Source organism: Sinorhizobium sp. M4_45 (assembly GCF_002885915.1).
GTDB classification, from domain to species: domain Bacteria; phylum Pseudomonadota; class Alphaproteobacteria; order Rhizobiales; family Rhizobiaceae; genus Sinorhizobium; species Sinorhizobium meliloti_A.
In genome coordinates, this window is the sequence record NZ_NWVE01000007.1 from 61,730 (window position 1) to 86,181 (window position 24,452).

Annotated in this window: 22 protein-coding genes; 8 read left to right on the top strand and 14 right to left on the bottom strand. The window is 62.8% G+C overall.

The genetic code is table 11. The features are described from left to right. Positions 1-35 precede the first annotated feature (35 nt). Together mnmA and CN933_RS19430 are read right to left on the bottom strand one after the other, a co-directional pair. Positions 36-1,232, bottom strand: coding sequence for a tRNA 2-thiouridine(34) synthase MnmA (mnmA, locus tag CN933_RS19425; protein ID WP_026168801.1), 1,197 nt, complete (start codon positions 1,230-1,232; stop codon positions 36-38). Positions 1,233-1,492: 260 nt separating this feature from the next. Next, positions 1,493-2,452, bottom strand: a complete 960-nt coding sequence (locus CN933_RS19430) for a helix-turn-helix transcriptional regulator (RefSeq protein ID WP_026168800.1) — start codon at positions 2,450-2,452, stop codon at positions 1,493-1,495. Positions 2,453-2,638: 186 nt separating this feature from the next. Here CN933_RS19430 and sciP point away from each other — a divergent pair, with 186 nt between their 5' ends. Together sciP and CN933_RS19440 are read left to right on the top strand one after the other, a co-directional pair. Beyond that, positions 2,639-2,914, top strand: coding sequence for a CtrA inhibitor SciP (sciP, locus tag CN933_RS19435; RefSeq protein WP_003527546.1), 276 nt, complete (start codon positions 2,639-2,641; stop codon positions 2,912-2,914). Positions 2,915-3,064: 150 nt separating this feature from the next. Further along, a complete protein-coding gene (locus tag CN933_RS19440; protein ID WP_018096866.1) occupies positions 3,065-3,346 on the top strand; it encodes a GNAT family N-acetyltransferase in 282 nt (93 codons plus the stop codon). A 171-nt stretch (positions 3,347-3,517) separates the two neighbouring features. Here CN933_RS19440 and CN933_RS19445 read toward each other — a convergent pair whose 3' ends face one another. Then, positions 3,518-3,868 (bottom strand): hypothetical protein, encoded by a 351-nt coding sequence (locus tag CN933_RS19445; protein WP_003527555.1) that lies wholly within the window; start codon positions 3,866-3,868, stop codon positions 3,518-3,520. Positions 3,869-4,417: 549 nt separating this feature from the next. On the opposite strand from CN933_RS19445, the gene ctrA reads away from it, so the two are divergent. Continuing rightward, positions 4,418-5,119: a response regulator transcription factor CtrA gene (gene ctrA / locus CN933_RS19450; RefSeq protein ID WP_003527557.1), complete on the top strand. Its 702-nt coding sequence runs from the start codon at positions 4,418-4,420 to the stop codon at positions 5,117-5,119. 303 nt (positions 5,120-5,422) lie between these two features. On the opposite strand, the gene CN933_RS19455 is transcribed toward ctrA, so the two are convergent. After that, positions 5,423-5,791 (bottom strand): response regulator, encoded by a 369-nt coding sequence (locus CN933_RS19455; RefSeq protein WP_010970151.1) that lies wholly within the window; start codon positions 5,789-5,791, stop codon positions 5,423-5,425. 240 nt (positions 5,792-6,031) lie between these two features. Further along, positions 6,032-6,694, bottom strand: coding sequence for a histidine phosphotransferase ChpT (gene chpT / locus CN933_RS19460; RefSeq protein ID WP_018096865.1), 663 nt, complete (start codon positions 6,692-6,694; stop codon positions 6,032-6,034). Between the two features lie 368 nt (positions 6,695-7,062). Between chpT and CN933_RS19465 the strand changes: the two genes are divergently transcribed. Together CN933_RS19465 and CN933_RS19470 are read left to right on the top strand one after the other, a co-directional pair. Beyond that, entirely contained in the window at positions 7,063-7,665 is a 603-nt protein-coding gene (locus CN933_RS19465) for a DUF1134 domain-containing protein (RefSeq protein WP_026168799.1), read from the top strand. Positions 7,666-7,812: 147 nt separating this feature from the next. Continuing rightward, a complete protein-coding gene (locus CN933_RS19470) occupies positions 7,813-8,895 on the top strand; it encodes a coiled-coil domain-containing protein (protein ID WP_018096863.1) in 1,083 nt (360 codons plus the stop codon). 64 nt (positions 8,896-8,959) lie between these two features. Here CN933_RS19470 and CN933_RS19475 read toward each other — a convergent pair whose 3' ends face one another. Together CN933_RS19475 and CN933_RS19480 are read right to left on the bottom strand one after the other, a co-directional pair. Next, positions 8,960-9,787 carry a TrmH family RNA methyltransferase gene (locus tag CN933_RS19475; protein WP_018096862.1) on the bottom strand — a complete coding sequence of 276 codons (828 nt, stop codon included), beginning with the start codon at positions 9,785-9,787 and terminating at the stop codon, positions 8,960-8,962. A gap of 4 nt (positions 9,788-9,791) precedes the next feature. Next, positions 9,792-10,175, bottom strand: a complete 384-nt coding sequence (locus CN933_RS19480) for a hypothetical protein (RefSeq protein ID WP_018096861.1) — start codon at positions 10,173-10,175, stop codon at positions 9,792-9,794. Between the two features lie 29 nt (positions 10,176-10,204). Between CN933_RS19480 and CN933_RS19485 the strand changes: the two genes are divergently transcribed. Next, positions 10,205-11,236: an RluA family pseudouridine synthase gene (locus tag CN933_RS19485; protein WP_018096860.1), complete on the top strand. Its 1,032-nt coding sequence runs from the start codon at positions 10,205-10,207 to the stop codon at positions 11,234-11,236. 197 nt (positions 11,237-11,433) lie between these two features. Continuing rightward, entirely contained in the window at positions 11,434-12,339 is a 906-nt protein-coding gene (rpoH, locus tag CN933_RS19490) for an RNA polymerase sigma factor RpoH (protein WP_003527567.1), read from the top strand. Between the two features lie 615 nt (positions 12,340-12,954). Here the strand turns inward: rpoH and CN933_RS19500 are convergent. Further along, the gene (locus tag CN933_RS19500; RefSeq protein ID WP_018096857.1) at positions 12,955-15,237 is read right to left on the bottom strand and encodes a membrane protein; all 2,283 of its coding nucleotides are present in this window, start codon (positions 15,235-15,237) and stop codon (positions 12,955-12,957) included. 63 nt (positions 15,238-15,300) lie between these two features. Continuing rightward, positions 15,301-16,599, bottom strand: a complete 1,299-nt coding sequence (locus tag CN933_RS19505) for an adenylosuccinate synthase (RefSeq protein WP_018096856.1) — start codon at positions 16,597-16,599, stop codon at positions 15,301-15,303. Positions 16,600-16,803: 204 nt separating this feature from the next. On the opposite strand from CN933_RS19505, the gene CN933_RS19510 reads away from it, so the two are divergent. Then, positions 16,804-17,694, top strand: coding sequence for a DMT family transporter (locus CN933_RS19510; protein WP_018096855.1), 891 nt, complete (start codon positions 16,804-16,806; stop codon positions 17,692-17,694). A gap of 68 nt (positions 17,695-17,762) precedes the next feature. On the opposite strand, the gene serA is transcribed toward CN933_RS19510, so the two are convergent. From serA to glmM, 5 genes are all read right to left on the bottom strand, one after another. Continuing rightward, the gene (gene serA, locus CN933_RS19515) at positions 17,763-19,358 is read right to left on the bottom strand and encodes a phosphoglycerate dehydrogenase (protein WP_018096854.1); all 1,596 of its coding nucleotides are present in this window, start codon (positions 19,356-19,358) and stop codon (positions 17,763-17,765) included. 80 nt (positions 19,359-19,438) lie between these two features. Beyond that, positions 19,439-20,617, bottom strand: a complete 1,179-nt coding sequence (locus CN933_RS19520) for a phosphoserine transaminase (protein ID WP_018096853.1) — start codon at positions 20,615-20,617, stop codon at positions 19,439-19,441. A gap of 137 nt (positions 20,618-20,754) precedes the next feature. Then, positions 20,755-21,552 (bottom strand): outer membrane protein, encoded by a 798-nt coding sequence (locus tag CN933_RS19525; RefSeq protein ID WP_102762209.1) that lies wholly within the window; start codon positions 21,550-21,552, stop codon positions 20,755-20,757. 344 nt (positions 21,553-21,896) lie between these two features. Continuing rightward, entirely contained in the window at positions 21,897-22,772 is an 876-nt protein-coding gene (locus tag CN933_RS19530) for an outer membrane beta-barrel protein (RefSeq protein WP_180980760.1), read from the bottom strand. A gap of 173 nt (positions 22,773-22,945) precedes the next feature. Continuing rightward, on the bottom strand, positions 22,946-24,298 hold the full coding sequence (gene glmM, locus CN933_RS19535; RefSeq protein WP_026168797.1) for a phosphoglucosamine mutase: 1,353 nt from the start codon (positions 24,296-24,298) through the stop codon (positions 22,946-22,948). Between the last annotated feature and the right edge of the window lie 154 nt (positions 24,299-24,452).

Here is a 24,452-nt window from a genome sequence, read left to right on the forward strand (position 1 = left end):
AGCGATGTTTTCCCGCCACACCGGAATCCCCCGCTTTACGCTGCCGCCGGCGCCTGCAAAATCGCCTTCAGCGCCGCTTCCGCGGCCGGCTCGCGCTCGGACCTGCGGATGAAGCCGCCGCCATAGACGCGCGCATCCTCGCCGGTGCCGGAATAGAGCGCGCAGGCCTGGCCGGGCGCGACACCCGCCTCGCCTTCGACGAGCTCGACATAGAGCCCTTCGGCATCGCTCTTGAGCACCGCCGGGGCGGGGCGGCGGGTGGAGCGCACCTTGGCAAAGCATTCGAAGCCCTGCCCGGCTGCCGCCTCCAGTTCCGCGTCACCAAGCCAGTTGACGTCGCGCAGGTAGACGCGGCGCGTCTCCAGAGCCTCCTTCGGGCCGACGATCACGCGGCGCGAGCGGGCGTCGAGATAGACGACATAGAGCGGCTCGCCGGTCGCGACACCGATGCCGCGGCGCTGGCCGATCGTGTAATGCAGGATGCCCTCGTGCGCGCCCAGCACGCGACCGTCGAGATGGACGATTTCGCCGGCAAGCGCCGCGTTCGGCTTCAGCTTCGAGACGATGTCGCTGTATTTGCCCTGGGGCACGAAACAGATGTCCTGGCTGTCGGCCTTCTTGGCGACGACAAGGCCCATCTCCTCGGCGAGCGCCCGGGTCTCGCTCTTCGGAAGACCGCCGAGCGGGAAGCGCAGATAGTCGATCTGCTCCTGCGTTGTCGCAAAGAGGAAATAGCTCTGGTCGCGCTCGGCGTCGGCCGGCCGATAGAGCGCGCGCTGGCCGGCATAACGCGGCTTCGGGCTCGGCCGCGAACGGATGTAATGGCCGGTGGCGAGCGCATCGGCGCCGAGTTCCTTGGCGGTCGCGAGCAGGTCGGCGAACTTGACCGTCTGGTTGCAGGCGACACACGGGATCGGCGTCTCGCCGGCGATATAGCTTTCGGCGAAGGGGTTGATCACCGTCTCGCGGAAACGCGCCTCGTAATCGAGGACATAATGGGGAATGCCGATCGTCTCGCAGACGCGCCGGGCGTCGTCGATATCCTGACCGGCGCAGCAGGAGCCGGCCCTGTGCACCGCCGCGCCATGGTCGTAAAGCTGCAGCGTGATACCGAGAACGTCGTAGCCCTCGCGTTTGAGAAGCCCCGCCACGACGGAAGAATCGACGCCGCCGGACATGGCGACGACGACGCGCGTATCTTCGGGCTTGCGGTCAAAATCGAGACTGTTCACGGGATCCAATCCGACATCCGGGGGCGGCTCCTGTGCCGGCACCCTGTTTCACGCTTGAGGCCGCACGGCGACACATGAGGGCGGCGCGGCATTTTCTGAAGGGTTTACGCCCTTGCGGTATTTTCTTCGTGCATATCGTCACCCAAAACCGCTCTCGGTGCCGGGCGGCATGCATCAGACTTTTCCGTGCCGCGACATATAGAAACTTGCGCCCGTCACGGCAAGAGCGGACGCGGAACGTCCGCCGAGCGCTCGATCCGTCAGATCAGCTTCATCCGCATCGCCCGGGCGATCGCCTGCATGCGGTTGACGGCGTCGAGCTTACGGGTCGCGCTCTTGAAATAGCTGCTCACCGTATAGGCGGATATTCCGAGAATGATGGCGATCTCGTCGCTGCTCTTTCCCGCCGCCGCCCAGCGCAGACATTCGACCTCCCGGCTCGAGAGCTTCTCGCGGGCGCCGCTGCCGGCATCGAAGGTGCGCTCGAGGCATTCGAAAAGCTGCAATAGCGCGAGATAGAGCGTCGCACGCTCGGCGCCGGCCGGCTCGTCCCGCGTGCCGGAAAGCACTGCCACAAAAGGCTCGCCATAGGTCGTGTGCAGCAGCACCGCGAAGTGACCCATACCGGCATGGGGCGGGAGGCGGAAAACCGCGGCCTTGCCGCCCCCCTTGCCCGCGGGCTCCATGAGTTCAGGGCCGCCGGTGACGGGCAGCTTCGTCTGACGCAGCCGCTCGACCAGCTCGCTCGTCTGGAACGTCTCGCCGGCATCATACTGCTGCACCAACTCGGCGGGCCAATTGCTCAGCACGAGGCGCTCGGAAAAGCGTTGCTCGTCGGCGAGAGGCAGGCGCGCAATCATGAAATGCGCGAAGCCGTAGCGCGAGATCAGCCGCCGCAGCAGATGCAGGAGCTCGTACTCCGTGCGTACCGAGGCGGGGTCGATCTCGAAAGGCATGTTCGTTTCGGCCTCACGCCGCGAGGCCGGTTCGTTCGAATCCTTCATTCCGGTCACCGTGCTGCCGGCGTTGCCGCCGCTATGGAGACTAAGGCGGTTTTGGCCCGGTGGGGGTGAGAGCGTCGCCCTGCCCGCGCCGCGGACATGAGCCGCGCCGCCCGCAAACTGCGTGACGCCCGGGTTTATTCCGGGAGCGTCCACGCGGACGCGGTTGATCCGGCGCCCTGCCATCGCTCCAGTCGAAGCGAAATGTGGTGATTGCATGGCCTGCATGGCGAAAAGTCGTTGAACGCCCGCCGTTCCCTTGCGTCACGGACAGCCGCCCTTGCGACCATCCGTGGCCGTGGCCGCTCAAATGATGATCAAATGGTTATCGACGGTTTAGGCAATTATTAAATGTGGCAAGCTAAGGTCACAGCCATATGGTCTTGAGTTTGTGTAGAGAGTCCCATGACCGAAATGATGCGTCCACGCGTGAAATATGTCATCGGCCCCGATGGCAGTCCTTTGACGATCGCGGACCTGCCGCCGGCCAATACCCGGCGCTGGGTCATCCGCAGGAAGGCTGAAGTCGTCGCCGCCGTGCGTGGTGGCCTGTTGAGCCTCGAAGAGGCATGTGAGCGTTACACGCTGACCGTAGAGGAATTCCTCTCCTGGCAATCCTCGATAAATGACCATGGTCTCGCCGGCCTGCGCACGACGCGCATCCAGCAATATCGCCACTGATCAATCCCTGCAGGGCCATAATTCGAGCCGGCGGCTGGGGTGTTCCCGAGCCGCCGGTTTCGTTTTTGCCGATTTGACGATAAAACCATCCAGCACATCATGCTGCAGCTACGGTATCGCCACCAACGCATAGGCAACGAAGGACGCCCGATGGACATCGCCCAGGAAGAAACGGATACTAAAGGCCGCTACACGGCGACGCTCGACGGCCACACCGGGGAGATGACCTATTCCAGGTCGTCGCCGCATCTCATAATCGTGGACCACACCTTCGTTCCGGACGCCTTGCGCGGCAAGGGCGTCGGCCAGGCGCTGGCCCTCCACGCGATCGAAGAGGCCCGCAAGGGCAGCTGGAAGATCATCCCGCTCTGCCCGTTCATGCGCGCCCAGGTCATGCGCCATCCGGAGTGGCGGGATGTAATCCAGGGCTGATGTTGCAAGGGACCCCCTTGTCCTACCCCATCGGCCCGAAAATCGGAATCGATTTTCCGAAGGACGCTGCGTCGGTTTAATAGTTGTAGCGTTCTTTGTGCGTGCATTCCGACGCACGGCGCTCCAAGACACCGCGCGTCTCATCAGATACGCGGTGCCGTAGCTGCTCTCTCAGGCGCGCAGCCGCGCGCCCGTATCCCGCTCCTCGAGCGCTGCTGCCCTCGCATATTCCGCCTGCACCTCCTCGAGCGCGAGCTCGGCCGCATCCTGCTGCATCTTCAGCTCGCGAATGGAAACCTGGAGATTATCGGCCCGCTGGCGCGCAGCCTTGGCGAAGGTGGGGTAGGCGAAGTGCGAAGGGTCGGAAATTCCCGACTTCTTCTCCTCGAAGACGATCTGGTTTTCCAGATCCTTGGTCATGCGCTCGAACTCGGCCATCATCATCTGAAGCTGACTGAGCTGGCGCTGCTTTTCCCGAACCTGAAATTCCTTCAGTCGGACTAGGCTCTCACGTGCTTTCATACGCAATACTCCCGTGGATACCGAGACCCCGGTTACTGTTCCCGAGCGGAATAAGGGAAAGGTGTGACGAAGATCTCCGCCCGCATCCCGCTCTAACTCCTTCTAGCCGACCACATTCAGATCCCGGACTCCGGAATCGTCGCGATCTGCGGCCCGTTGTGCCGGCCCAACCGAGCCGGAAACAAAAATCGACCGCGGCCTTAACAAATGCCTACCGCTGGTAACCTTTCGTTTACGGGCATCGTTAATCATAGGTGCGATGATTTAAGGCTCCGTAAATGCTGATGCATGAAATGTGGACTTTCGAGCATTTACGAGTCGGTAGAGTCAGTTAACGGCATTCCCTCATATATCACATGAGGAGCGCAATTTCAGATTTACGTTTTGAATCAGGGGACTGCTAAAAATATTTAACATTTTCGATACACCTTGCCAGAGTGAATCAGAATTTGTTAACCATTTGGTGGCAGCCTCCAAATCAGGCAACGACTGGATCCGTATCGCGTAAGGATGCCACGACAACCTTGGGCGGCGGAAAAGGGGAAGACTATGCGGGTTCTACTGATCGAAGACGACAGCGCGACGGCTCAGAGCATCGAGCTCATGCTCAAGTCCGAAAGTTTCAACGTCTACACCACCGATCTCGGTGAAGAAGGCGTCGATCTCGGCAAGCTTTACGACTACGACATCATTCTCCTCGACCTGAACCTGCCGGACATGTCCGGTTACGAAGTTCTGCGAACGCTGCGTCTGTCGAAAGTCAAAACACCGATTCTCATCCTTTCGGGTATGGCGGGCATCGAGGACAAGGTCCGCGGCCTCGGCTTCGGCGCCGACGACTATATGACCAAGCCTTTCCACAAGGACGAGCTGGTGGCTCGTATCCACGCGATCGTGCGCCGCTCCAAGGGCCATGCCCAGTCGGTCATCTCGACGGGCGAGCTGATCGTCAACCTGGACGCCAAGACCGTGGAGGTCGGCGGCCAGCGCGTGCATCTGACGGGCAAGGAATACCAGATGCTGGAGCTGCTCTCGCTGCGCAAGGGCACGACGCTCACCAAGGAAATGTTCCTGAACCACCTTTACGGCGGCATGGACGAGCCGGAGCTGAAGATCATCGACGTCTTCATCTGTAAGCTGCGCAAGAAACTCGCCAATGCCGCCGGCGGCGCCAATTACATCGAAACCGTCTGGGGCCGCGGCTATGTGCTGCGCGAGCCGGAAGGCAGCGATTACCTGGAAACCGCCTGATTTCCGGCATTTACCGGGCCGCGAAAACCCCGCATCCGCCCCCTGCCCCCAAAAGCAGCCGAACCCGCCTAGTCTGGGCGGGTTTTTTGTTGTTACCCTTCGCCTGCCCCGCTCTGTGCTCGAAAGATGAAAGCAGGACCCGGATTGGCGGGCAAAGATGGTCGAGATCTTAGAGAAAGCCGGTTGAGTGTGGCTGCCCTTCGGGGGCCGCCACTCAGGTCAAAGCCTTGGGCTGGCCGAAATTCCGGCACAAACGGGGATCAAGGGTAGACCCCGCGCAGATGAATGCTTGCGGGCTCTGTATCAGGCTGCCATGGACTGACCGGCGAAAACACTCGTCAGTATCTTGCGGTCGAAGGGCTTCAGCAGGAAATCGTCGGCACCGGCCCGCTTGCCGGCCATCATCTTCTTGAGATCCGCCTGGACGACACAGTAATAGATCCGCACCGAAGCGCCCTCAGGCAGGCGACGGATATTGCCGATCAGGTCGAGCGCACCGTCGAGGCCCGCGTCGACGATAAGGATGTTCGGCAGTTCGGCCTCGCATCGCACCAGCGCTTCAAGGCTGCTCGGCGCCTCGGAAACCAGGAATCCCATTCCCGACAGGATGCGCTTCCCGACCTTGCGCACAACATCCGATCCGTCAGCAATCATCAAGCGCCGCACGTCCATCTCCTTCCCGCTTCGCCACACGCGAAACCATCTCCATCAAGCAACCCTATACGGATTTGGCAAAGAAACAGTTACCGCGGTGACGCGGCATCACCCGCCGCGCTGAAATCCGCCGGTGCTTCCCGTCGGTTGGAGCGATGCGGTCGTGAAGCATGCGGGAGGCGCGTGAGTCCTCCCGTCACCAGAGCAATGAGACGATGGAATTGGCCAGATGTGCCGAAAGCCGCGCTCGGTTCCGCCTCAGGCGCTCACCGTTTCGGGCGCTACCACGCGAGCGGTGAAGACGATCGCTTCGCCGGTCGATACGACGTCGATCTCCATGCCGGCCTCTTCCGCCAGAAGCACCGTGTAATAGGGCTGGATCGAATGGGCGTCGACCGCCTCCTCCGGCGTGCCGGAGATGAGCTCCACCAGCTTCGGCGGCACGCGCATCATCCGCCCCTTGGCACTGAGGGTGAATATCGCGTCGAACTCCGGATTTTCCAGAGTGATGTCGATGACGCCGCCACGCGGGATCGAGCCATAAGCGATCAGGAACAGGTTCAGGAGCAGCTTGACGCGGTTCTTGGCGATGATCGCGCGCGGTCCGTTCCAGTTGACCTCGGTCTTCTTCTCCGAAGCGGCAAAGTCCTTGGCGGCCTTCTCGGCCTCGCCGGTGTCGATCGAGGCGCCGACCGAGCCCGAGGCCCCGAAGGCAAGGCGCGCGAATTTCAGCCGTACGGAAGCATTGAGCGCGCTGGTGCGAATCAGGTCCATCGCATCCGCATCGGCGCCGCCCTCGTCGAGGAGTTCGAGACCGTTGTTGATGGCGCCGACCGGCGAGATGATGTCGTGGCAGACGCGGCTGCACAGCAGCGCGGCCAGATCGTGTCCCGTCAACGTCAGATTCGGATTCTTTGCCATCATTCTTCCTTGCTCGCTTCAAACCGGATCACGGGCTGTCGCGGCGCCGGGCGCGCATAAGCCCGACGCAGCTCCCGCACGGTCGTGAGTAAGATCATGAGGCGGGCGGTCGTGCCATATGTCGATAAGCCATAATGACATCACATTTGGTAAACCGATTGTTAAGATGATCCGTTCAAATTGTTGGAGCACCCCGATTTCAGGTGGGTTCCTGGAAGCCGATAAGGTGCACTCGTTCCAAATGCTAGTGCGTTCCGCGCGCATGCTTGTGAAAAATGGCCCGTGCCGGCACCGACGGCGCAGCCGATGGAAGAGCCGGTCATGACGGCCGGCGCGCGAGCCGCTTTCGCGCCCCGACGGAGGAAACGATGCAGCCGATGATGAAGACCACCCTGATGGCTGTCCGCGCTATTGTGACCATGATGGCCGTGGTGGCCAGCACCCTGATCGCCGGCACCTCTGGCGCACAGGCGCAATCCCAAAACTCCAGCCAGTACACGATGCAGGAGATCGTCGACGCCGGTCACGGTTTCTTCGGCGAAACGTCCGGGGGCCTTGCCAAGGTCGTCGAGCGCGCCTTCGAGCGCTATGGTCTGCCGAACGGCTATATCCTCGGCCAGGAAGGATCCGGTGCCTTCATCGCCGGCGTCACCTATGGCGAGGGCGAGCTCCATACCAAGAATGTGGGGCAGCACAGCGTCTTCTGGCAGGGCCCGTCGCTCGGGCTCGACTGGGGCGGCCAGGGCAGCCGCGCCATGATGCTCGTCTACAATCTGCCGAGCGTGCCGGCTCTCTACAAGCGCTTTGGCGGCGTCTCCGGTTCGGCTTACGTGGTCGCCGGCGTCGGCATGACGGTGCTGACGGACGAACATGTCGTGGTGGTGCCGATCCGCACCGGCATCGGCGCGAGGCTCGGCATCAATGTCGGCTATCTCAAGCTGACGCAGCAGCCGACCTGGAACCCCTTCTGAAGCGCCCGCGACACGGCGATGATGAACCCTGCCCGAAAAGACGTGCAAGCTTGCGGTAATTGTTGCAGCATTTCCTGCATCATGCTTACTGCATGAACGCGAATGACTGCCTGCTGCAGACCCGGTCCACACTGAAACGGCCAGCACGTGATTGAATATGCGCTCCTCTTTGCCCTGGGCTTCCTGACGGCGGTCGTCATCGGCCTTCTCGTCGCCCCTGCCATCCAAAGGCGCATCGTGCGCTTTGCGGAGGACAGGCTGAAGGCAACGATGCCTCTGAGCCCGCAGGAAGTGCGCGCGCAACGGGATGCGGCGCGCGCGACCTATGCCGTCGAAAACGCCAAGACGCTTCAGGCGCTGCGCCGCGAGCGCGACAAGGCTGTCGCGCTGATGGTGCAGCACGAAAGGACCCTGAGGGACACGCGCCATCTGGTGAGCGAAAACACTGAACTTCAAGCGCAACTGGCGGATATGAACGTCGAGGCGGCCACCATGCGCTCTACGATCCGTCGGCTGGAACAACGCCTGGAAAGCATGGAAGCGGCTGCCAAAAGCTCGGCACGAGAAAACGGCGCGCATTCCGAGACCGTCCGCGCGCTGCAGAGCCGGATCGACAAGCAGAGCGCGGACCTCGATGGCCTCAAGATAGACCTTGCGGCGCGCGACACCGAAATCGAGCACCTGAAGAGCCGGATGCGAGCGATCCACGACGAGCGCGAGACTTTGCGCGCCAACCTGGAGGCGGAAACCGCCCGCGCCGGGGAAATGGAGCAGCGCCTCACCCAGGACGAGACACGCATGCATCAACTCGAAAACCGCCTCGCCCGCGAAACGGCGGCCAACGCCGATCGCGAGAGTGCCCTCGAACAACGCGCGGCAGAGATCGCCCATTTGAGGTCGCAGGTCAAAACGCGCGGTGCGAAGCGTTCGAAGCATGCGGACGAGCACGACGCTACGACGGATGGCCTCGACACGGCCGCGCTTTCCGACGATCTCAGAAACCGGGCGACAGCGCTTTCCGAACGCCTTGTCGGCTCCAAATCGGCTGCTCACGATGAGGCGCTCCGCGAGGAGATGGCCGAAATCGCAGCAGGCATGGTCACCCTGACGGCGACGCGCGAGGGCAACACCTCGCCCATACACGGCCTTCTTGCCGGCGAAGATGCCGAAGGGCGGGCAGGCCGAAGGAGCCTGGCGCGGCGGGTGAAGGAGATGCTGGAGCCCGAATGAGATCAGGCCGGGGATGCCGGCGGCAACATCCGCACCGATCGTGCCGAAACGCTCGCCGTTCCGCTCAAACCCTGCCGTTGATGCTTGCAACCTGATGAAGCGCGATGCCGGCCGCCATCGCCACGTTGAGGCTGTCCAGGCCGGGCCGTTGCCGGATGCGGGCCGTGCGAATTTCCGAAAGTATCGTTTCGGGCAGCCCCTCGCCCTCGGTGCCGACCAGCAATGCGGTGCGCGGCGCCGGCGGGATGGCGGTAATGTCGGCGGTGCCGCGCGGGGACAGACCCCAGAGGACGAAACCTGCCGTCTGAAGACGTTCGATCATCTCCGCCGCTGTGCCCTCGCGCGCGAAGGGCAGCGTGAGCACCGACCCCACGGATACGCGGATTGCCTTGCGGTACATCGGATCGCAACTCATCGAGTCCATCAGCACCGCATCGACCCCGAAGGCCGCAGCGTTGCGAAAGAGCGACCCCATATTGTCGTGGTTCGATATGCCGCAGGCGGCGAGCACGAGGCTCGACTGCGGTAATCCTGCAATCAGCGCATCGCTGCCGGGCGCAGCATCGCGCCGGCCGAGCGCCAGCACGCCGCGATGCATGTTGAACCCGGCGATCGCGTCGAAGACGCGGCCGGTCGCCACATAGACCGGAACGTCCGGCGGAAACTGCGCGAGCAGGTCAGCGATACCGGCCACCCGGCTCTCGAGGAGCAGGATCGCCTCGGCTGCGATGCCGCGCCTTTCGCGATGCGCGGCCGCAAGCATCCTGAGCACGACGGTCCCCTCGGCGATGAAGCGGCCCTGCCGTCCCGTCAGATCGCGCTCCTTGATCGACAGGAACCCGGCTATGCGCGGGTCCGCCGGATCGTCGATGCGAAGGAGAGGTTCAGTCATATCGTCAGTTGGTCCTGACAGTGACGTCGGCGACGATGCGGCCGGCCCTGATGTCGAAAACGATCGCACGCGGCTCCGCACCGGGCAGGCTGCCGTAGAAAACGAGCTGCGAGCCGGAAAGCGCCACATTGCTCACCGAGAAGCCGGCCGGCAGCGCCGCAATGGCGCTTACCGGGGCATCGCCGGGCACGCTCAAGGCCGGCTGCGCCGCCTCGGCCCTTCCGTCGGTGCGGGTCAGCTTGTAGACAATGGCTCCGAGGACGGCCATAAGCATCACCAGCATCACGCCGGCCGAGACGAGTTGCAGGCGCACCATCTTGCGACGGACGTTCTCCATCGCTGGATCAAGCGGCTTGTCTTCCTGTTCTTCAGGCTCGATTGCGGTCATGGTCGGCTTTCTATCGGAATTGGAACGGAATGAACGATCCCTTTAAACAAGCGCCCGGCAATAGGAAAGTCCTGACGGCAGGCGATGACGCGGCCGGGCGCCTCGACGCCTTCCTGACGGAAGCGCTTGCGGGCGAGTTTTCCCGCAATCGCATCAAGGGCCTGATCGAACAAGGAGCCGTCTCGATCAACGGCGCGACCGTCACCGAACCGAAGCGAAAGGTTCACCCCGGCGACTCTTTCCGGATTGCCCTGCCCGAGCCGGAGGATCCCGAACCCAAGGGTGAGGCGATCCCGCTCGACGTGCTTTACGAGGATGCCGACCTGATCGTACTGGTCAAGCCGGCCGGCCTGGTCGTGCATCCCGGGGCCGGCAATTGGACGGGAACTCTCGTCAACGCGCTCATCCACCATTGCGGCGACAGCCTTTCCGGCATCGGCGGCGTCAAGCGCCCCGGTATCGTGCATCGCCTCGACAAGGACACGAGCGGCGTCATGGTGGTCGCGAAGAACGATGCCGCACACCGCCACCTTTCGGATCAGTTCGCCGACCACGGCCGCAGCGGGCCGCTCGAGCGCGCCTATCGCGCCGTAGTCTGGGGCCGGCCGCGCCAATTGAAGGGCAAGATCGACGCGCCGCTGGGGCGGGCCGGCGACCGGACGAAACGGGCCGTCAAACGCGAAGACAGCGACGATGCACGCGAGGCGATCACACATTACGAGGTGGTCGAGCGCTATCACGAGAAACCGGACGGCACCTCTCTCGCCTCCACGGTCGAGTGCCATCTGGAGACCGGGCGTACCCACCAGATCCGCGTGCACATGGCCCATATCGGTCATCCGCTGATCGGCGATCCGGATTACGGCGCGGCCTTCCGCACCAAGGCCAATCTGCTGCCGGAACCGGCGAGAGCCGCCGTCAACCGCTTTCCACGACAGGCCCTGCACGCCTTCATGCTGCAGTTCGAACACCCCGCGACTGGCGAAACCATGCATTTCGAAACGCCCGTGCCGGCGGACATGCAGGAATTGATCGCGGCGCTGCGGGTCGGAGCCCCTTGAATTTGCGTGTGAAGATTCCAATCTTATAGGCGTTTCAACCCGCCGATTTCTTTCTCCAGTTTCACGACAGCGTGAAACTGGATTCCTTGAATCATGCTTTCGCCGCACTTATCTATTAGCCTCGTGGGGTCTTGGATGAAGACCCACAGGCCCGGCCTGCCGTCCCGGAGGCCGGCGACGCACAAAGGGGGTGCTTCATGGCCCGCAATACCTTGCCGACCATTGCTGCTGGAGAGGGCGGTCTCAACCGCTATCTCGACGAAATTCGCAAATTTCCCATGCTCGAGCCGCAGGAAGAGTACATGCTCGCCAAGCGGTACCAGGAGCATGACGACCGCAAGGCCGCGCACAAGCTCGTAACGAGCCATCTTCGCCTCGTTGCCAAGATCGCGATGGGTTATCGCGGCTACGGTCTGCCGATCGGCGAAGTCATTTCCGAAGGCAATGTCGGCCTGATGCAGGCGGTCAAGAAGTTCGAGCCCGATCGCGGCTTCCGCCTCGCGACCTACGCCATGTGGTGGATCAAGGCTGCCATCCAGGAATATATCCTGCGTTCGTGGTCTCTGGTCAAAATGGGCACGACGGCCAACCAGAAGCGCCTGTTCTTCAACCTGAGACGGCTGAAAGGCCGCATCCAGGCCCTCGATGAAGGCGATCTCAAGCCGGAACAGGTGAAGGAGATCGCCACGACCCTGAAGGTCAGTGAGGAAGAGGTCGTCTCGATGAACCGTCGCCTTTCGGGCGACGCTTCGCTCAATGCGCCGATCAAGGCGAGCGAAGGCGATTCCGGCCAGTGGCAGGATTGGCTGGTGGACGACCACGACAATCAGGAACAAATCCTGATCGAACAGGACGAGCTCGAGAGCCGCCGCGCACTGCTGGCCAATGCCATGAAGGTTCTGAACGACCGTGAGCGCCGGATTTTCGAGGCCCGCCGCCTCACCGAGGAGCCGATCACGCTGGAGGATCTCTCGACCGAGTTCGACATCAGCCGCGAGCGCGTGCGGCAGATCGAGGTTCGGGCCTTCGAAAAGGTGCAGGAGGCAGTTCGCAAGGCCGCGCTGGAAAGAGCCAGTGCGCTGCGCGTGGTTGAAGGCGCTTAAAGCCCACACATTCACCCCCACAACGAAATTCCCGGCTGGAGATCCAGCCGGGATTTTTCATGTCTTCATGTGTTCTGACACTGCGCACTTCCGGATGGGCGGCGGCCGCGAGATGATAATGGCGTTGAAGCTCTGGTCGGTTTTGTCGGCCACGGATGGCGATGCGCTTGAATTCCATGAGTACCGAGCGAGCAGCAGCTCAAGTGCTACAGCGACCTTTGCGCGTCTCGTAAGACGCGCGGCGCTGTAGGACACTTTTCGGAGGGCTGCAATCTCTCCTCATCCTCATCTCTCTGTGCTTGTCACAGAGATCCAGCAGCGCCGCGTCTGCGGCGCGGGAAGCTTTCTTTCAGCCCAAGGACTTGGCCTGGCTGGATTCCTGTGACGAGCACAGGAATGAGGGACCGGGATGTGCGGCTCCTACATTCTCGCATCGAAGCGAAGCGGGACGCTTTACACGGGCGTGACCCGCCTTCCGCGCCGCCTCACCATCTTCACGGTTTATGAAGCGCGCCGAGGGACCGCACCCTCTCAACCCCCATCTCTGTGCTCGTCACAGGAATGAGGCGATCAAACAGGCGGCGGCGGGTGGCCCGGATCTCAACAGGCCTTAGACTATTGCCCGCTGGAAGCTGTGCTGCCGGGACTTCCCCAAGCCTGCAAGGCCTTGTTGAAGGCGTCCGCTCCGCCCTGCCCTTTCTCCAGGGTGAGGAGAGCGCGGCGGCCGTTGCGGTAGGTGATCGGGATATCGATCCAGCTGCGGCTGCGCAGAAGCTCGGTGTTGTTGCTGACCGCTTCGGCAAAATCGTTGAGTGCGATCATGTGGAAGTCGTCGGTGATCTTCGCCGGAACGGCGATCAGCGGATCGCCGCGGTCCTGCTCGGTTCGCTTCATCGAGACGCGCTGGACGCCGTCTATGGCGCCGCCCTCGAAGCTCTCGGGCAGCGAAAACACGAATTCGATCACGTGGCTTGCCGGCAAGGACGGATCGGCATTGCGCTTGATGGTCATCAGAGCCGTGAGGCCACGATCGGGAACCGTGATCTGCGCCTGGATGGCGGGCTCGGGCTTGGCATCGCCGCCTGGCGACTCCTCCTTGATCGACCAGGCGACGGTGCCGGGGATCGCGGTCGGCGAGGACTGGCCGAGCCTCTCTTCATAGAGGAACATCTTCTCGCCATCGGCGACGGAAACCTCGGGCTGCGCTGCTGCCTCGCTGGCGGTCTGGCCGGGCACCGGCGAGGCCGTCTGGTCCGCTGCCGCCTGTTGCACGCCGGCATTGGCGTTCGGCGGCTCTACCGCATGCGTCCGTGCAGCGACGGATTTGCCTTCCTGAGAAGCGGCCGTCTCGGTCGCGACGGCAGGTCCCTCGTCCCTTTCCGTTCCATCGGCAAGCAGCCGCTGGGTGAACTTGGTGGAAGCAGCATCGGAAAGCGCCGTATTTTCCTCGGTGCCGGACTGTTCGGCCGGTTGGTTCGCCGGCTCGGCCTCGCCACCGGGTGTCGCCGGTGCCGGCGTCTCGGCGGGATCGCTCGGCATGATCTTCGCGACCATGCCCGTGAGCCAGGCATTGCCCGCCTCTCTATTCTGCCAGTAGGCGTAGCCGCCGGCGCCGAGGAGAAGCACGACCGCCCCGCCGATCGCCAGGCGTTTGATGCTGAACCGGCTGGGCTTGGGCGTGGCGCGATAGGACGCGGGGCGAGCGGGAACCGCAGGCGGCGCGGCAAGGCTGCTGTCTTTGTCCTTGTTGCTCGCCGAACCATTCGCCGTCCGGCCGTCGTCCTCGAAACCGAGCAGATCGTCGACATGATCCCAGGCAGTGCCGGCACGCTCTTCCTGGTTCGCGGCGGCCGGAGCCTTCTCGACGGGCCACGACCATTCGGAAATTTCCGGCTCGTCTGCCGGCCGGTCCTTCTTGCCTTCGGTACCTTGGGCGAAGGGATCGCTGTCGTCGAATGACCAGGAGCGCGCTGCATCCGCCTCGCCGCTATGCTGTTCCGTTTCGGCCTTTTCCGGCTCGACCGGATGTATCCCCAGCCGCTCGGGCTCGGCCGGCGACGTCTCGTCCTGCCTATCGTCTTCCGGCTTGGCCGGGGCCTCGCTCGGCCGTGGCGAGGGGGTGGTATCCTCCCATTCGGGCAAAGCCCACTCGGATGGTCCCCGCCTGTCCGGCACACCATCGGCCTGGACCTCCACCGGCGTCGCCTCGTCCGGTGCCGGCTCGGCCGGATATGATTCGACCTCAGCCTCATCGCGGCTGACATCCTCCGGATCGGGCTCTGCGGCCGTCACGTCTTGGGCAGGATGTTCCTGCCGCGCATCGGCTTCGGCGGCCGGCTGCTGTTCCTCGGCCGGCTCATCCCGTTGCGGAACGGCGGGGGCAGCGTCGGCCGGCTCCTCTTCGTGAAGCGGTGCCTCTTCGCGCATGTCGACCGTGGGTGCCTCGGCAACCGGTGCGGGCGGCTCCTCATCGGGGGCCGCTTGCACCGGACCTTCGGGCTCTTCGGGGGCGGCGTCAGAAGCAGGCTCTTCGGCCGGCGTTGGGGCGGTCTGCTCCGCTTTGACGGATGCGGCCGGCAGTGCCTCGGGCTCCGCCTGCTGTGTTACCGGTGTGGCGGCCTCCTCGCCCGGCGGTGCTTCGACCGTATCCGGCTCGAGAGCTTCGGTCTCCTCGACCGGCGGCAGGGCTTCGGCGTGCTCGCTTTCAACCTCGGAGATTGCCTGTTCCAGCTTGTTGAGCTGGCGGTTGATCATGTCGTCCGACGGCCGGGGGTTCATGCTCTCGAGCTGGCGGCGCACGGCACCGCGCGCCTTCTCGTAGACCCTGCCTCGCATTTCCAGTGTGTTTTCCGACAGGCCGTCGACCGTCCTGCGAATAACTGCAACAAAATCCGCCATCAGTACTTTCTCAATTTCCAGACCCGCGGCAATTGCCGCGTCGCCGCTTTCCTTGCGCCGACACTAGTCCTCAAAAGGGTCCGTCACAAGTATCGTGTCGTCCCGTTCCGGGCTGGTCGAAAGTAGCGCGACCGGCGCGCCGATCAGTTCCTCGACCTGGCGAACATACTTGATCGCCTGCGCCGGAAGATCGGCCCAACTGCGGGCGCCCACCGTCGATTCTTTCCATCCCTCGAGCGTGATATAGACCGGCTTTGCCGAAGCTTGCTGTGCCTGACTTGCGGGAAGATGGTCGATCTGCTGTCCATCCAGAGTATAGCCCACGCAAATCTTCAACTCGTCCAGTCCGTCGAGCACGTCGAGCTTGGTGAGCGCTATGCCCGTGATGCCGTTAGCGGCCACCGACTGGCGCACCAGCGCAGCATCGAACCAGCCGCAACGGCGCTTGCGCCCCGTCACCGTTCCGAATTCATGGCCGCGCTCTCCCAGGAAGCGGCCGATCTCATCGTCGAGTTCGGTGGGGAACGGCCCTTCGCCGACCCGCGTCGTATAGGCCTTCGTGATGCCGAGGATATAGCCGAGCGCGCCGGGGCCCATGCCCGAGCCGGCGGCGGCCTGACCGGCGACCGTATTCGACGAGGTCACGAAGGGATAGGTGCCGTGATCGATATCGAGCAGCGTGCCCTGCGCGCCTTCGAAGAGAATCCGTGCGCCCTTGCGGCGCTGCCGGTCCAGCAGCAGCCAAATCGTGTCCATGAACGGCAGCACGCGCTCGGCAACCGACGACAACTCGTCCATGATCGCCTGATGGCTGATTTCGGCCTCGCCGAGGCCGCGCCGCAACGCGTTGTGATGCGTCAGCAGCCGATCGACCTTTGCCGGCAGCGTGTCGAGATCGGCGAGATCCATGACGCGGATCGCGCGGCGGCCGACCTTGTCCTCGTAGGCCGGACCGATGCCGCGACGGGTCGTGCCGATCTTCGTGCCGCTGTTTGAAGCCGCGTCCTCGCGTATGCCGTCGAGCTCGCGGTGGAGCGAGAGAATGAGCGTGGCATTGTCGGCGATGCGCAGGTTCTCGGGCGTGACCTTGACGCCCTGGGCCGCAAGCTTGTCGATCTCGGCGAGCAATGCATGAGGGTCGATCACCACGCCATTGCCGATGACGGCGAGCTTGCCGGGGCGGACGACACCCGAAGGCAGCAGCGACAGCTTGTAGCTGACGCCGTCGATCACCAGCGTGTGGCCGGCATTGTGGCCGCCCTGGAAGCGCACCACGATGTCGGCGCGTTCCGAGAGCCAATCCACGATCTTGCCTTTGCCTTCGTCGCCCCACTGGGATCCGACCACCACGACATTCGTCATAATTCTCTTCCTGTTTACGCGCGCATGCGGACGTTGCGCTGTTCTCAAACCCGCGCATCTATACTGTGTTGTCTTTCGGAAAGCGACCCCGTTATGAGCGGTGGCCAGCCCTTTTTGAATGACAAACCGCGGATTTAACGCCTATATCTCGAACTCTCGTGCCATTCCGGCAATCCTCCTCCATCCCGCACGGACCGTATCATCGTGAACGCCAGAGCCTATTTCTATCTCGGTATTACCGCGCTCTTTTGGGGCGGCAATTCAGTGGCGGGCAAGATGGCGGTCGGGCACGTCAGCCCGATGATGCTGACGACCTTGCGCTGGTTGCTCGCGCTTGCGGTCATCCTGGCCCTGATGACGCCGCAGATCCGCCGCGACTGGCAAAAGATCCGCCAGCACTGGCTGCAGCTGCTTGCCTATGGCGCCGTCGGCTTCACCATGTTCAATGCGTTCCTGTATTCCGCGGTGCAATACACCAGCGCCATCAATGCCGTCATCCTTCAGGCCGGCATTCCGATGCTGATCTTCATCTTCAATTTCGCGCTTTTCAAGATGAAGGCGTCGCTCGCCCAGGTCATCGGCTTTACCGTGACGTTGATCGGCGTGCTCATTACCGCCGCCCATGGCGATCTCGGAAGCCTCATGCGCCTGAGCTTCAATTTCGGTGACGCGCTGATGATCCTCGCCTGCATCGTCTATGCCGCATATACGGTTGCGCTGCGGTGGAAACCGGCAATGCATTGGCAGAGCTTCATAGCCGCCCCGGCCTTCGGGGCGCTGCTGAGCGCCATACCGCTCCTCTTGTGGGAGATCGGGAAAGGCACGGCAATCATGCCGGATGCGACCGGCTGGGCGATCGTGATCTATGCGGCGATCTTCCCCTCGCTGATGTCGCAGGTTCTCTATGTCCGCGGCGTCGAGATGATCGGCGCCAATCGTGCCGGCCTGTTCATCAACGCCATTCCCGTGTTCGGGACCCTTCTCTCCGTCCTTCTGGTCGGCGAGATATTCCACCCGTTTCATCTCGCGGCTTTGGCACTCGTCCTCGGCGGCATCGCCATTGCCGAACGCGGCCGGCCGAAGCTGCCGCGGTGACCTATATCGTAAAGCCCCTCCCCTGCGGACGCCTGCGGGAAGGGGCAATTTGAAAGCCCGAGTGCGGCTCAGTCGATATTGAACACCAGCGGCTTTGCCTGGCGGATCGCTTCGTTCGCCCGCAGCTTGTCGAGCACGGTCTCCGAAACCGGGCCATCGACGTAAAGCAGCGCGATCGCATCGCCGCCCTGCTTCTCACGGCCGAGCTGGAAATTGGCGATGTTGACGCCCGCGTCGCCAAGGGTCGATCCGATGAAGCCGATCATGCCGGGAACGTCGGTGTTGGTTATGTAGACCATGTGATTGCCGACATCCGCATCGAGATTGATGCCCTTGATCTGGATGAAGCGCGGCTTGCCGTCGGAGAAGACGGTCCCTGCGACGGAGCGGGTCTGGTTCGCCGTCTTGACAGTCAGCTTGATGTAGCCGTCGAAGACACCGGTCTTGTCGCGCTTGACCTCGGAAAGGATCACACCCTTTTCCTTGACCATGACCGGCGCCGAAACCATGTTGACGTCGGCCACCTGCGGGCGGATCAGCCCGGCGAGCGCCGCGCTCGTGAGCGCCTTGGTGTTCATCGCCGCGGTCGAGCCGTCGTAGAGGATCTCGATCTCCTTGATCGCGCTTTCGGTGACCTGCCCGACAAAGGCACCCAGAACGTCCGCGAGCCGGATGAAGGGCTTCAGGATCGGCGCCTCTTCCGCCGTGATCGACGGCATGTTGATGGCGTTCGTGACCGCACCCTTGACGAGATATTCCGACATCTGCTCGGCGACCTGCAGAGCGACGTTCTCCTGCGCCTCGGTCGTCGATGCGCCGAGATGCGGCGTGCAGACGACGTTCGGCAGGCCGAAGAGCGGGCTCTCGGTGGCGGGCTCGACCTCGAAGACGTCGAAGCCTGCGCCGGCGACCTGGCCGGACTTGAGGGCCTCGGCAAGCGCCTTTTCATCGACGAGACCGCCGCGGGCGCAGTTGATGATACGCACGCCCGGCTTGGTCTTCGCAATCGCCTCCGCGTTCAGGATGTTGCGGGTCTTGTCCGTCAGCGGCACGTGCAGGCTGATGAAGTCTGCCTGGGCGAGGAGTTCGTCGAGCTCGACCTTGACGACGCCCATTTCCTCTGCCCGCTCCTTCGACAGGAACGGATCATAGGCGATGACGTGCATCTTGAGACCGATCGCGCGGGCGCAGACGATCGAGCCGATATTGCCGGCGCCGATGACCCCGAGCACCTTGCCGGTGATCTCGACACCCATGAACTTCGACTTTTCCCACTTGCCGGCCTGGGTCGAGCCGTCGGCGGCGGGAAGCTGCCTTGCAACGGCGAACATCAACGCGATGGCATGCTCGGCGGTGGTGATCGAGTTGCCGAAGGGCGTGTTCATGACGATGATGCCGCGGCGCGAAGCGGCGGGAATGTCGACATTGTCGACGCCGATGCCGGCGCGGCCGACGACCTTGAGATTGGTCGCGGCGGCGATTAGCTTTTCGGTCACCTTGGTGGCGGAGCGGATGGCAAGGCCGTCGTAATTGCCGATGATCTCGGCAAGCTTCTCCTTGTCCTTGCCAAGCTTCGGCTGGAAATCCACTTCCACGCCATGGTCGCGGAATATCTGGACAGCGGTTTCCGACAGTTCATCGGATACGAGAACGCGAGGTGCCATGAAGGCCTCCTTGAAAAACAGGTCTGAACCATTGGGGATTAGGCTTCGCCCTCAGGGAGAGCGAAGCGGATCGCATCGGATCAGGCGGCAGCCTGCGAAAGCGTCGCCTTCTGGGTCTCGAAAGCCCAGGCGAGCCAAGGCATCAACGCTTCCATGTCGGACGTCTCGATCGTCGCGCCCGCCCATATGCGAAGCCCGGACGGCGCATCGCGATAATGGCCGATGTCGAATGCGACGCCTTCCTTTTCGAGGAGGGCCACGACCCCCTTGGCGAAGGCGGCCTGTGCGTCCGCGTCGAGCGCCGACACATCATTGTCGGCGATCTTCAGGCAGACCGACGTATTGGAGCGGGTTTCGGGCTTCACCGCGAGGTTGGCGATCCAGTCATTGGCCGCAACGAAACGGTGAATGACCTCGGCATTGGCATCGGCGCGGGCCATCAGACCCTCGAGGCCACCGACCGACTTCGCCCAGAGAAGCGCGTCGATATAGTCCTCGACGCAGAGCATGGACGGCGTATTGATCGTCTCGCCGGTGAAGATACCCTCGATCAGCTTGCCGCCCTTGGTCATGCGGAAGATCTTCGGCAGCGGCCAGGCGGGGACATAGGTCTCCAGCCGTTCGACTGCGCGGGGGCTGAGGATCAGCACGCCATGGGCGCCCTCTCCGCCGAGCACCTTCTGCCAGGAGAAGGTCACGACGTCGAGCTTGGCGAAATCGAGCGCCTGCGCGAAGGCGGCGGAGGTCGCATCGCAGATGGTCAGGCCCTTGCGATCCGCGGGAATGAAATCGGCATTCGGGACCCGCACGCCGGAGGTCGTGCCGTTCCAGGTGAAGACCACGTCGCGATCGAAATCGACCTTGGACAGGTCCGGGAGCGCGCCGTAATCGGCCTCCAGGCGGCGGACATCGGAAAGCTTCAACTGCTTGACGACGTCGGTCACCCAGCCGGCACCAAAGCTCTCCCAGGCCAGCATGTCGACGCCGCGGGCGCCGAGGAGCGACCAAAGCGCCATCTCAACGGCACCGGTGTCCGAAGCGGGCACGATACCGATACGGTAATCGGCCGGAACTTCGAGAATTTCGCGGGTGAGGTCTATCGCTTGCTTGAGCTTTGTCTTTCCGATCTTGGCTCGGTGCGAGCGACCGAGCGGGGCATCGGAGAGAGCTTCGAGCGTCCAACCGGGACGCTTGGCGCAAGGACCAGAAGAAAAATGAGTATTGGCCGGGCGCATGGCCGGCTTGGCAGGCTTCGTCATATGCTATCCTCTCAGATAGAAGCCCCTCGTTGGGGAGGGGTGTCCCGCCGCCGGGAATATTGCGGCTCGGAGAGGAAGTCAAGCGGTCGCGTCGCGTTTGAAGAAACTTTTGCCGTTTCGAGCAAACCGGCACCGCATCACCAAAGCGCGAAACGCAAGCCGACGCGGAACTCATGACGCGACAGTCCATCGTCATAGCCCTTCGCGCCCCCGGAGCCAAACATGTCGCCATCCGCAATCTGCGAATAGCGATAGCCGGCATCGAACTTCAGCCGATCCGTGACGTCGTAGGAGGCGCCCGCCATGAGGGCATAGGTAAAGCGCCAGCTGTCCCGCCCGCCATAGGAAGCACCGCCCGCCGCCCCGGAGCAGGCCCCGCCTGCCCCGACGCAGGTCGAGGTCTCATGGGTCGTTTTCCAGTCGATCCGGGTCGCTCCGATACCGGCACCGAGATACGGCGTGAACCCAGCAAGCGTCGCCAGATCGACATAACCGTTTGCCATCAGGCCGAGCGCGGAAAAATTGGCGCTATGGGAAAGCGCGCACCTCGTCCCCGCGCCCTCGCCCGCGCACGGACTGGCCGACAGCGACGCCCCGTCGAAGCGGCCCTCGAAATATTCGGCCGTTAGATCGGCGCGAATGACGTCGGTGAATTGATAGCCCAGGCCGATGGTGGCGGAGGCCGGCTTGTCGAAGCGCGCGTCGTCGAAGGAAACGGCTCCCGTGCCGCCAGAGGAGCGGTAGAAGGGATCGCCCTCGTCCAGCCAGGCTGCGTAGCCGATGTCGCCACGCAGATAAAGGCCGCCGCCGGTCGCTTCCGGCGAAATCGTGATCTCGGGCGCGTCGAGCAGTTCTTCGTCGGCGGCCTGTGCAGAGAACGGCGCCAACAGGCCGGCGCAGAGTGCCATGCTGCAAAATCCCCGTCGCCAATTCATGCCATGCCCTTTCGCTCGGCCAGGTGCTGCGGGCTTGCGCATATATGGGGAGACGCAAGGCGCTACAGCATGAAGCTGGCCATTCGCGTTAACTATTGCAGGCACGGGTTAACTACGGGTTAACCATGTCTCTTAGGAAGGTGGAAAGCGGTCAATGGACAAAAACATGCAGCAGCTCAAAGGGCTACAGCGCCGTTTACGCGTCTCATAAGACGCGCGGCGCTGTAGGCAACTTTTCGCAGGACTGCAATCTGGCCTCTGCCTCGTCCCTGTGCTTGTCACAGGGATGAGGCGATCAAACAAGCGGCGGCGGTGGCCCGAATCTCAACGGGCCTTAGCCCGGATCACTTATATACGATCGGCTCGGCCGGCGGCACATAGGCCGCTTCGCAATTGTTGCCGAAGGAATAGCGCAGGCCGGCGCGCGCCTCGTGCACATAGATGTCCTTGTCGTAGGCCGGACCGCTGTTGAGATTGTAGCCGAACATGTTTCCGCCGTTGATATGGCGGAAGCGGTAGCCGACATCGGCCTTGAGATTGCAGGTGAGATCCACGGCGGTACCGGCCATCAGCGCATAGGTGAAGCGCCAATCGCTTTCGCCCTTGTGCTCGATCGTCGGGTCGCAGTTGCCGGGATCCGTAACGTCGCAACTCGTGTTGCGCAGGGTTCCCCACTTTACCCGGGTGCCACCGATACCCGCACCGACATAGGGCGTGAAGGCGCCGTAGGTCCCGAGGTCCACATAGGCATTGGCCAGCAGGCTCCAGGCGGACATCGATGCGACATCGTTCGAGACGCAATTGACGGCAACCCCGCAACCGCCGCTGGTAGAGCCCTTGAAGTCGGACTCGCCGAGATAGTCGAGCGTGACGTCGGCACGCAGATAGCTGTTGATCTGGTATCCGACACCGCCGCCAAGGACGTAGGAGTCATCCACATCGGCGCGGTCGAAATCGACCAGGTTGCTGTTCGAGCCCTGGAAATAGTGGGCCCCGCGCAAATCGCTCCACGCGTAACCGACGTCGCCACGCAAATACCAGCCGCTGGCTTCGACCACCTCCACCGGCTGCTCGACGAACGGTGCTTCTACGGGCGGCTGATAGACGTCCGCTGCATAAACCGGCGTGCCGCTCAGCAGAGCCGCAGCAACGCCCCTAAGAATCTTCTTCATGCCCCAACCCCAATACATTAGTGTATTCTTGAATGGCTGACGGATCATAGTCGCAGCCGTTTCGTATGCTTCAACGCATGATGAAGGGGAAAGGTTAATCCCTGATTAACTACAAAAATTTACCTTGAATATTAACTTTTGGAAGTATTCGGTCGCTATATTCACGTACAGTGACTGCCCCCTCATCGGCCAGCGATGAGGGGGCAGCGGCTGCTTCTTAATCAGGCAGCGTTGCGCACGCCGCCGATCACGTTGACGAGTTCTTCGACGATGCGCTCGACCTGCCCGCGGTCGTCGCCCTCCGCCATGACGCGGATCAGCGGTTCGGTGCCGGAGGGCCGGATGAGCAGCCGCCCGTTCTTGGCGAGCTGCGCCTCCGCATCGGCGATCGCCTGCTGCACGCCGGCATCCTCCAGGGGCTTGCCGGCCGCAACGCGAACGTTCTTCAGGACCTGCGGCACGGGCTCGAAACGACGGCAGATTTCGCTCACAGTCTTGCCCTGGCGCTTTACGACCGCGAGGATCTGCAGCGCCGCGACGAGGCCGTCGCCGGTGGTGCCGAAATCGGAAAGCACGATGTGGCCCGATTGTTCGCCACCGACGTTCAGGCCGTCCTGACGCATCTGCTCGACGACGTAGCGATCGCCCACCTTGGTTCGGTGGAGCTTGAGCCGGCGCGCCTGAAGGTAGCGTTCGAGGCCGAGATTCGACATGACGGTCGCGGCAATGCCGCCGCCCTTGAGCATGCCATCTGCCGCCCAGCTGTCGGCGATGACCGCCATGAGCTGGTCGCCGTCGATGACCGCCCCCTCCTCGTCGACGATCAGAACACGGTCGGCGTCTCCGTCGAGCGCGATGCCGATATCCGCCCTTACCTCGTGCACCTTCTTCTGAAGCGCCGCCGGATGCGTCGATCCGCACTCAAGGTTGATGTTGACGCCGTTCGGCTCGGTTCCGATCGTAACGACTTCTGCGCCCAGTTCCCAAAGGGCGGAGGGCGCGACCTTGTAGGCGGCACCGTTTGCGCAATCGATGGCGATCCGAAGACCTTTCAGCGTGACGTCGCGCGGCAGCGTCCGCTTGGCTTGCTCGATATACCGGTAGATGTCACCGTCGACGCGCTTGGCCCGGCCGATATCCTCCGGCTTGGCGAGCTGCCCGGACATATCCTGCTCCAACAGTTCTTCGATCTTCTGTTCGATGTCATCCGAGAGCTTGTAGCCATCGGGTCCGAAGAGCTTGATGCCGTTGTCGCGGAACGCATTGTGCGAGGCGGAGATCATCACGCCGATATCGGCCCTCAGCGACCGCGTCAGCATGGCAACGCCGGGCGTCGGGATCGGGCCGAGCAGAAAGACGTCGAGCCCCGCTGCCGTGAAGCCCGCGACCATCGCGTTCTCGAGCATATAGCCGGACAGGCGCGTGTCCTTGCCGATCACCACCCGGTGGCGGTGAGCGCCGTTTCTGAAAATCGTTCCTACTGCAATGCCCACCCGCATGGCGAGGTCCGGCGTCATCGGAAATATATTGGACTGGCCGCGAATGCCGTCGGTGCCGAAATATCTGCGCTTCATAAAAACTCCATTGTCCTGCTTCGGCGTCGCCTCTTGTGCCGGCCGCGTGCGCCTGCGTGTTCCGCTTTTGGTTTTCATAGTTCCGCGACCCGCCCGCAAATCTGCGCCATATTTGCCATAAAACCGCAATATACGGCACCGATCATAACATCAG